Source organism: Sphingopyxis sp. SCN 67-31 (genome assembly GCF_001725095.1).
In genome coordinates, this window is record NZ_MEFH01000230.1 from 1 (window position 1) to 5,790 (window position 5,790).

Sequence of the window (5,790 nt, forward strand, 5' to 3'; positions counted from 1 at the left end):
CCCGGCGCTCGATCCGGTGGTGAAGGCGAAGGCCGATGCGCTGTTCGACGATGCCGGCGATGTCGGCGAGACGCGCGCGCTGTTGGTCCTGCGCGACGGAAAGCCGATCTACGAACGCTATGGCGCCGGCTTCGGCCCCGATACCAAGCTTATCAGCTGGTCGATGGCCAAGAGTATTACGGCCGTGCTGACCGGCTTTCTGGTCGCCGATGGCCAATTGTCGCTCGATGGCCCAGCGCCGGTCGCGGCGTGGCAACGCAGCGGCGATCCGCGCGGCACGATCACGCTCAGGGATCTGCTGCACATGTCATCGGGCCTTGAGCATGTCGAGGAAGGCGACCCGGTTTGGCGCGGCGACACGGTCGACATGCTGTTCGGCAAGGGGGCGCAGGATATGGCCGCCTTTGCCGAGGGCAAGCCCGCGATCGCCAAACCGGGTGAAGTCTTCAACTATAGTTCGGCGACCAGCGTCATCCTTGCCGACATCCTGACCGATGCACTGACCCCGTCCTCGAACCCCGACGCGCGGCGCGACGCGATGCTCGATTTCATCCACGGCCGTTTGACCGAGCCGCTGGGGATGACCAGCCTGACCCCCGAATTCGACGCGCATGGCACGATGGTCGGCGGATCGATCATGCACGCGACCGCACGCGACTATGCGAAGTTCGGTGAATTCCTGCGCAATCATGGCGTTGCGAACGGCCAGCGCCTGCTCCCAGAAACCTGGATGCGCTTCATGCTGACGCCGTCGCCCAACGATGCCGGCTATGGCGGGCACATCTGGCTCAACCGGGCGCGTCCCGCGGGCGTGGGGGCGGCGCTATGGCCCGATCGCGGGCCGAACGACCTGTTCGCCTGCATCGGGCATCAGGGGCAATATATCATCGTGTCGCCGTCGCAGCGGATCACGATGGTGCGGCTCGGCATAACGAAGGACAAGCAGTTCCCGGCGCTCCGCCGCCATCTCGCCGATCTGACTGCCGCGCTCTAAGGCGCTACGCCGCGATCGTCAGAGCAGGAATTCGCCGGTCAGCGTCGTGACGCAGCGACCCGAAAGCTCGACCTGATCGCCGTCGATATGACAGCCGACGCGCCCACCGCGCTCGCTCGCCTGCCATGCGGTAAAGCGGTCGCGCGCCAGTCGGCGCGTCCAATAAGGGGTAAGGACGCAGTGCGCCGACCCGGTGACGGGATCTTCATCGATCCCCGCGCTTGGCACGAACACGCGGCTTACGACATCGGCGCCTGCTGGGTCGCCCGCGCCGTCGGCGGTGGCGATCGCCTGTACATCGCCCAGCGCCTTGAGCGCCGCCATGTCGGGCGCCAGCGCGCGCACCTCGCGCGGATCGGCATAGACCAGCAGCGCATAGCGCCCGTCGTGCCACAGCGTCTCGACCGGCGACCCGCCGACCGCGGCTGCGATCTTTGCCAAGGGCTTGGGTTCGGGGCGATAGGCGGGCAGGCGCATGCGATATCCGTCCTCGTCATTGCGCGCGACAACGAGGATGCCCGCGTGGCGCGTGCGAAACCGCATGTCGCCGCGCCACTGGGCGGTGGTCAGCAGCACATGCCCGCTCGCCAGCGTCGCGTGGCCGCACAGCGCGACCTCTTGCTTGGGCGTGAACCAGCGCAGTTCGTAATCGGCCTCGCTCGTTTCGTCGGGAACGACGAAGGCGGTTTCGGACAGATTATTCTCCGCCGCGATCGCCTGAAGCATCGCGTCGCTCATCCACTCATCAAGCGGCATGACGGCCGCCGGATTGCCCTCGAACGCCCGCTCGGCAAAGGCGTCGACGCGCGTGATCGGCAGGCGGCGCCAGCTCATGGGTAGAGCAGTCCGCTCGTCCAGCCATCGCCCGCGCGCACGAACAACGTGCGTTCGTGCAGGCGATGCGCCCGGTCCTGCCAGAATTCGATTCGCTCGGGCGTCACGCGCCAGCCCGACCAGCGTGGCGGACGCGGCACGTCCTGCCCTTCGAAGCGCGCCTGCATTTCGGCAAAGCGGCTTTCGAAGCTTTCACGCGCGTCGAGCGGACGCGACTGCTGGCTGGCCCAGGCGCCGAGCTGGCTGTCGCGGCTGCGCGTCGCGAAATAGGCATCGGCGGTTGCGTCGTCGACGGTCGATACCGGGCCTTCGATGCGAATCTGTCGGCGCAGCGACTTCCAGTGAAAGAGCAGTGCGACATGCGGGTTCGCCGCAAGCTCGCCGCCCTTGCGGCTGTCGAGATTGGTGTAGAAGACGAACCCGTCGGGGCCATGACCTTTCAGCAGGACCATCCGTACCGACGGATGACCGTCCGCCGTCGCGGTCGCCAGCGCCATCGCATTGCTGTCATTGGGTTCACTCGCGCGTGCCTCGCCATACCAACTCGCGCGTGCCTCGCCATACCATAGGTCGAATAGCGCGAAAGGATCGGTCGTCGTCATGCCGGCTCAATACTCCGCGTCGCGCCTCTGGTCGAGCAAAAGCGTCGGGAACTTGACCCTCTGCGCAGCCATTACCACATGGCGCGCAATCGGCCCTTCACGGCCAGTCACTTATCGGGCTACAGGAGACAGATGGCAGATCCCTATTCCACCCTCGGCGTGGCGAAAAACGCGAGCGAAGCGGAAATCAAATCCGCTTATCGCAAGCTTGCAAAAGAGCTGCATCCCGACCGGAACAAGGAAAATCCGAAGGCGTCGGAGAAATTCTCCGACGTCACCAAAGCCTATGACCTGTTGTCCGACAAGGAAAAGCGCGCGCAGTTCGATCGCGGCGAAATTGATGCAGAGGGCAATCCGGCAATGCCTTTCGGTTTCGGCGGTGGCGGCGGCGGCTTTCGGGGCGACCCGCGCGGCGGGCCGCAGGGGGGCTTCGGCGGTTTTGGTGGCGAGGGCGCCGACTTCGGCGACATATTCGAAGGCCTGTTCGGCGGTCGCGGTGGTGGCGGCGGATTTGGTTTCGGCGGGGGACGCAGCGCGCCGCCGCAAAAAGGCGCCAATGTCGCCTATCGGCTGAGCGTTTCGTTCGTCGACGCGGCGACCCAGGCGATGCAGCGGATTACGCTTGCCGACGGCAAGACGATCGACCTCAAGCTGCCGGCCGGGGTCGAAACCGGAACGCAGATGCGCCTTGCGGGCAAGGGGCAGCCGGGGCCCGGAGGCAATGGCGACGGCATCGTGACGATCAGCGTCAAGGATCATCCCTTCTACGAACGCGANCGATCACGCTGAACGAAGCGGTCAAGGGCGCGAAGATCAAGGTGCCGACCGTCGACGGACCGGTGATGTTGTCGATCCCAGCGGGTTCCTCGTCGGGCAAGGTGATGCGCCTCAAGGGCAAGGGGTTCAGCAGCAAGGGCGGCGGCCGCGGCGACCAGCTCGTCCGGTTGATGGTGGACATTCCTTCGGGCGACACCGCACTCGAAAAGGCGCTCGAAGGCTGGACCGATACGCGGCCGGTGCGGGCCGATCTTGGCGTGTGATGCGTGGTTGAACGTCCCGGGCAGCAAGACGCCGCAGCGCTCGAACGTCAGGTCGCCGAAGAGGTCGGCAGGGAATTTCTGGCCGAAGGCCACTCGCCCCATTCGCCCGAGGCACGCGCCGAGCGCGCCAAGCGCATGCACCTGCGCGGGCGGGCGCAGGGCGTCATCGAACGCGGACGCGAAACGCTCGGCCCCGGGACGCGTATCTTTCGCGTCGCGCGCCGGGTGGTGGTCGGCACATACACCGACGGGTTCATCCACGCCGGAAATCTTGCCTATCTTGCGCTGATCGCGCTCTTTCCCTTCTTCATCCTGCTCGCTGCGGTGCTCAGTCTCGTGGGCGGCGCTTATGGCAGCGAGCGGGCGATCGAAGCGGTCTTTTCGACGATGCCGCCATCGGTTGCGCGCGCGCTCGCGGGGCCGATCGCCGAGGTGATGAGCGCGCGGACGGGCATTTTCCTCTGGCTCGGCGCGCTCGTCGCGCTGTGGACCGTCGGCAGCCTGATCGAAACGATCCGCGACATCTTGCGCCGCGCCTACGGCACCCATTTTTCCAAGGGCTTTTTCCACTATCGGCTGGTGTCGATCGGCATCGTCACCGGCGCGGTCGTGCTGATGCTGATCTCGTTCAGCATGCAGGTGCTGATCGTCGGCATCGAACAGTTCGTCGAACGCGTCCTGCCCTCTGCCTATCAGTCGGCGGGCGTCGTCGCCATTTCGCGCGGCGTATCGGGGCTGGGGCTGTTCGCCGCCATCTATTTTCTCTTCCTGTCGCTGACGCCGTCGAAATATCGCGGGCGACAATTTCCCAAATGGCCCGGCGCGCTCTTCACCACCCTGTGGTGGATGGCGGTCACTCTGGCGCTTCCGCCTTTGCTCGCCAGCCTGTTCCGCTATGACGCGACCTACGGCAGCCTTGCCGGCGTCATGATCGCGCTGTTCTTTTTCTACCTCGTCGGATTGGGTATGGTGATCGGCGCCGAACTCAATGCAGCGCTCGTCGAGGTTGAGGATTTGGGCCACGACGCTATTGGGCGCGTCGATGATATTGTGGTCGGTAACGACAAGACCGGAGAATGACATGGGGCTGATGAAGGGAAAGCGCGGGCTGATCATGGGGCTTGCGAACGACAAGTCGCTTGCCTGGGGCATCGCGAAGGCCCTGCATGCGCAGGGCGCCGAACTTGCCATTTCCTATCAGGGCGAGGTGATGGAAAAGCGGGTGAAGCCGCTCGCCGACCAGCTCGGCTGCGATTTCCTGATCGATTGCGACGTCAGCGACATGGCCAATCTCGACCAGGCGTTTGCCACGCTCGCGGCGCGTTGGCCGACGATCGATTTCATCGTCCACGCGATCGGCTACACCAACAAGGAGGCGCTGCGCGGCGCCTATGCCGATGTCGGGCTCGAAGATTTTCTGATGACCATGAACATCAGCGTCTACAGCTTCACTGCGGTCGCCAAGCGCGCGGCGGCGATGATGACGCCCTATGATCCCGAAACGGGGCAGGGCGGCGGCGCGATGCTGACGCTCAGCTATTATGGCGCCGAAAAGGTCATTCCGCATTACAATGTGATGGGCGTCGCGAAGTCGGCGCTCGAAACCAGCGTCAAATATCTCGCCAACGACTATGGGCCGCAGGGCATTCGCGTCAACGCGATCTCGGCGGGACCGATCAAGACGCTGGCAGCGAGCGGGATCGGCGATTTCCGCCTGATCCTGAAGTGGAACGAATATAACGCGCCGCTGCGCCGCAATGTGACGATCGACGACGTCGGCGGCTCGGCGCTCTATCTGCTCAGCGACCTGTCGAGCGGCGTCACCGGCGAAACCCATCATGTCGATGCGGGCTACCACACCATCGGCATGAAGCAGGAAGACGCGCCGGACATCGCGCTTGCCTGATGCGATCGCGGTCCGCCGCGCCTGCGCGACGGACGCGGCGGCAATCGCGGCGGTGCATCGGGAGGCCTTCACCGCAACCGGCTTCGGCTATCAGGGCGAGGCCGAACTCGTCGCGATGATCGAGGCCGATGGCGATGCGCTCGTTTCGCTCGTTGCCGAGCGTGCTGGTACGGTCGCCGGGCATATCCTCTTCAGTCGCATGAGTGCGGTCGCAGACGACCGGCCTCTTGCTGCGGCCGGGCTCGCGCCGGTGGCCGTGCTTCCCGATTGGCAGGGGCAGGGCGTCGGCGGCCTGCTGATCCGCGGGGGACTCGCGGCGCTGCGCGATCAGGGGATAGCGTTGTGCGTCGTGCTTGGCGATCCGGCCTACTACACGCGCTTTGGCTTTTCCGCCGATCTTGCGGCGCGCTTCGC

6 protein-coding genes and 2 pseudogenes are annotated in these 5,790 nt (G+C 65.3%); 6 read left to right on the forward strand and 2 right to left on the reverse strand.

Going from position 1 to position 5,790, the window contains the following annotated elements:
- The coding region (locus ABS88_RS24850; RefSeq protein WP_286750912.1) for a serine hydrolase domain-containing protein at nucleotides 1–994 on the forward strand (994 nt) is incomplete at its 5' end.
- A gap of 18 nt (nucleotides 995–1,012) precedes the next feature.
- Here ABS88_RS24850 and ABS88_RS24855 read toward each other — a convergent pair.
- Both ABS88_RS24855 and pdxH read right to left on the reverse strand, forming a co-directional pair.
- The gene (locus tag ABS88_RS24855) at nucleotides 1,013–1,828 is read right to left on the reverse strand and encodes a PhzF family phenazine biosynthesis protein (RefSeq protein WP_286750913.1); all 816 of its coding nucleotides are present in this window, start codon (nucleotides 1,826–1,828) and stop codon (nucleotides 1,013–1,015) included.
- Entirely contained in the window at nucleotides 1,825–2,430 is a 606-nt protein-coding gene (gene pdxH, locus ABS88_RS24860) for a pyridoxamine 5'-phosphate oxidase (RefSeq protein WP_286750914.1), read from the reverse strand. Before pdxH ends, ABS88_RS24855 begins: the two co-directional genes overlap by 4 nt.
- A 78-nt stretch (nucleotides 2,431–2,508) precedes the next feature.
- Between pdxH and ABS88_RS24865 the strand changes: the two are divergent.
- The 5 genes and pseudogenes from ABS88_RS24865 to ABS88_RS24885 form a co-directional block, all read left to right on the forward strand.
- Nucleotides 2,509–3,206, forward strand: a pseudogene (locus ABS88_RS24865) (DnaJ domain-containing protein); the annotation flags it as partial.
- Between the two features lies 1 nt (nucleotide 3,207).
- Nucleotides 3,208–3,470 (forward strand): annotated as a pseudogene (locus ABS88_RS24870) (DnaJ C-terminal domain-containing protein); the annotation flags it as partial.
- A gap of 3 nt (nucleotides 3,471–3,473) precedes the next feature.
- Nucleotides 3,474–4,550, forward strand: coding sequence for a YihY/virulence factor BrkB family protein (locus ABS88_RS24875; RefSeq protein ID WP_003047960.1), 1,077 nt, complete (start codon nucleotides 3,474–3,476; stop codon nucleotides 4,548–4,550).
- Between the two features lies 1 nt (nucleotide 4,551).
- Nucleotides 4,552–5,376, forward strand: coding sequence for an enoyl-ACP reductase FabI (gene fabI / locus ABS88_RS24880; RefSeq protein ID WP_003047958.1), 825 nt, complete (start codon nucleotides 4,552–4,554; stop codon nucleotides 5,374–5,376).
- The coding region (locus ABS88_RS24885; protein ID WP_286750915.1) for a GNAT family N-acetyltransferase at nucleotides 5,369–5,790 on the forward strand (422 nt) is incomplete at its 3' end. The genes fabI and ABS88_RS24885, both read left to right, overlap by 8 nt.

Bases quoted from the DNA above. Each gene is read 5' to 3' on its own strand.
- ABS88_RS24855 (WP_286750913.1), bottom strand. From the start codon at position 1,828: ATGAGCTGGCGCCGCCTGCCGATCACGCGCGTCGACGCCTTTGCCGAG.
- fabI (WP_003047958.1), top strand. From the start codon at position 4,552: ATGGGGCTGATGAAGGGAAAGCGCGGGCTGATCATGGGGCTTGCGAAC.
- pdxH (WP_286750914.1), bottom strand. From the start codon at position 2,430: ATGACGACGACCGATCCTTTCGCGCTATTCGACCTATGGTATGGCGAG.